Source organism: Natronoarchaeum rubrum (assembly GCF_024494695.1).
This window is the reverse complement of the sequence record NZ_JANHDP010000014.1, coordinates 1-3,361: the sequence shown is the minus strand read 5'-3', so window position 1 is coordinate 3,361 and position 3,361 is coordinate 1. Positions and strand designations below refer to the sequence as shown.

General features: G+C 58.0%; 2 rRNA genes. Both read left to right on the top strand.

The features are described 5' to 3' along the window. The first annotated feature begins 156 nt into the window (after window positions 1-156). A 23S ribosomal RNA gene (locus NO931_RS20545) occupies window positions 157-3,083 on the top strand. Between the two features lie 142 nt (window positions 3,084-3,225). Then, a 5S ribosomal RNA gene (gene rrf / locus NO931_RS20540) occupies window positions 3,226-3,347 on the top strand. The last annotated feature ends 14 nt before the right edge of the window (window positions 3,348-3,361 follow it).

Here is a 3,361-nt window from a genome sequence, read left to right as displayed (position 1 = left end):
GATGCACCATCCCGTGCGAGCGCGGATGGGAAGGGTCGATACCGCCCCAGACCACCGGGCGGTAGATGAAGACCGCGTGTACGTGCGATCCAGACGTCCACTGGACTCATTCATCGAAGACGACACCGCGTCGTCTCCGACCTGGTCCAAACATTATTGACGTGGCTACGACGCCGGCTGGTGAATGGCTCGGCTCGAGAGCTGAAGACGGACGTGCCAAGCTGCGATAAGCCCGAGGGAGCCGCACGGAGGCGAAGAACTCGGGATCTCCGAATGGGAATCCCCCCGCAATTGCCTTGCGCAATGGGGAACGTCGGGAATTGAAACATCTTAGTACCGACAGGAATAGAACGCAAATCCGCGATGTCGTTAGTAACCGCGCGTGAACGCGATCCAGTCCAAACCGAAGCCCTCACGGGCAATGTGGTGTTCCGGACTGACATGCAGCACGTGACCTTCTCCGAGAAATCTTCTGGAACGAAGTACGATACAGGGTGACAGTCCCGTATCGGAGAACAGTACCGTGTGCGTCAGCTCCAGAGTAACAGGGGTTGGATATCCCTTGTGAATATCCCAGGCATCGACTGGGAAGACTAAACACTCCTCGAGACCGATAGCGAACAAGTAGCGTGAGCGAACGCTGAAAAGCACCCCGAGAAGGGAGGTGCAATAGGGCCTGAACTCAGTCGGCCACTGAGCGACGGGGCATACAAGGCCCCACGAAAAACGACCGAGGTGCGAACCTCCAGTAGGAATCGTGGGGAGCCGATGTTCCGTCGTGCGTTTTGAAAAACGAGCCAGAGAGTGGATCTGTTTGACGAGTCTAACCCGATCATCGGGGAAGGCGCAGGGAAACCGACATGGCCGCAGGGCTTTGCCCGAGGGCCGCCGTGTTCAAGCGCGGGGAGTCAAACGGATCCGACCCGAATCCGAGCGATCTATGCGCGAGCAAGGTGAAGCGTGCCGAAAGGCACGTGGAAGCCTGTTAGAGTTGGTGTCCTACAATACCCTCTCGTGACTCGCGTATAGGGGTGAAAGGCCCATCGAGCTCGGCAACAGCTGGTTCCAACCGAAACATGTCGAAGCATGACCTCTGACGAGACAGTTCATGGGGTAGAGCCACCGATTGGCGGTCCCGCCCCCGAGAGGGGTCGGCCCGCCTGTCGAACTCCGAACCTATGAACGTTGCTGACTCAGGGATTCCGGTGCACGGGGTAAGCCTGTGTACCAGAAGGGAGACAACCCACTGCCGGGTTAAGGTCCCCAAGTATGGATTAAGTGCAATCCTCTGAAGGTGGTCCCGAGCCCCAGACAGCCGGGAGGTGAGCTTAGAAGCAGCTACCCTCTAAGAAAAGCGTAACAGCTTACCGGCCGAGGTTCGGGGCGCCCAAAATGATCGGGGCTCAAATCCATCACCGAGACCTGGCCGCACTCTTGACCGAGTGATCGAGTAGGTTGGCGCTCCACGTGGGTGGAAGCATGGGCGAGAGCTCGTGTGGACCGCGTGGTGACGACAATTCTGGCCATAGTAGCAGCGTTAGTCGGGTGTGAACCCCGACGGCCCAACGGATAAGGGTTCCTCGGCAATGCTGATCAGCCGAGGGTTAGCCGGTCCTAAGATCTGTCGCAATTCGAGCAGATCAAAGCAGGGTAACAGGTTAATATTCCTGTGCCACCACACACTGAAAGCTGACGTCTCGGGGTCGCTCAAGCCGGGTTCGCGCCCGGTCGAACCGTCCAAGCCCGTGGAAGCCGTAATGGCAGGAAGCGGGTGAACGGCGGGATCGCGCAAGTTGAGTCAACCTGGGACCCGTGAAAAGGCGAGTGTGGTGTCCGTACCGAGAACCGACACAGGTATCCGTGGCGGCGAAAGCCAAGGCCTGTCGGGAGCAACCGACGTTAGGGAATTCGGCAAGTTAGTCCCGTACGTTCGCAAGAAGGGATGCCTGCCTCACTCGAGGCAGGTCGCAGAGACCAGGACGCTCCGACTGTCTAGTAACAACACAGGTGACCGCAAATCCGCAAGGACTCGTACGGTCACTGAATCCTGCCCAGTGCGGGTATCTGAACACCCAGTACAATGGGACGAAGGACCCGTTAACGGCGGGGGTAACTATGACCCTCTTAAGGTAGCGTAGTACCTTGCCGCTTCAGTAGCGGCTTGCACGAATGGATGAACGAGAGCGTCACTGTCCCAACGTCGGGCCCGGTGAACTGTACGTTCCAGTGCGGAGTCTGGAGCCCCCCAAGGGGAAGCGAAGACCCTATGGAGCTTTACTGCAGGCTGTCGCTGAGACACGGTCGCTAGTGTGCAGGATAGGTAGGAGTCAGTACACAGGTACCCGCGCTAGCGGGCCACCGAGACACCACTGAAATACTACCCACTAGTGACTGTGACTCTCACTCCTGGCGGAGGACACCGGTAGCCGGGCAGTTTGACTGGGGCGGTACGCGCTTGAGAGAAGATCGAGCGCGCCCCATAATCATCTCAGCCGGGTCGGAAATCCGGCGCAGAGTGCAAGAGCACAAGATGGTTTGACAGTGTCCAGCCTAACGATGGACGCTGACGCGAAAGCGGGGTCTAGCGAACCAATCACGGTCCTCAATGGGCCGGATTGATGACAGAAAAGCTACCCTAGGGATAACAGAGTCGTCACTCGCAAGAGCACATATCGACCGAGTGGCTTGCTACCTCGATGTCGGTTCCCTCCATCCTGCCCGTGCAGAAGCGGGCAAGGGTGAGGTTGTTCGCCTATTAAAGGAGGTCGTGAGCTGGGTTTAGACCGTCGTGAGACAGGTCGGCTGCTATCTATTGGGGGTGTTTACGGAACCTGCCGGGAACGTTCGTATAGTACGAGAGGAACTACGAATGGGTGCCACTGGTGTATCAGCTGTCCGCAAGGGCACGTGCTGAGCAGCCACGCACCACGGGGTAACGGCTGAACGCATCTAAGCCGGAAACCCACCTGAAAACGAGGTTCCATTGATCGGCTTGTAGAAGACAAGCTCGATAGACTCGGGATGTACGCGTCGAGGCAACGAGACGTTGAGTCCGCGAGCACTAATCAAGATCGCCACACAGTCATACCGCATTGGCTCAGTTTCGAGACGACGATCGTCGTCTTCGATGATTGAGTCCAGGCGTTAACTGGATCGCACGTACACTAACATCGTCTTTCCGATGGTTGGTACCATCGTCGGCGGTTCGATTCCGCTGGTCGGCGTTAAGGCGGCCACAGCGGTGAGGTAACACCCGTACCCATCCCGAACACGGAAGTTAAGCTCACCCACGTGGCAGCAAGTACTGGAGTGCGCGAGCCTCTGGGAACACTGCCTCGCCGCCTGCCACTCATACTCACCC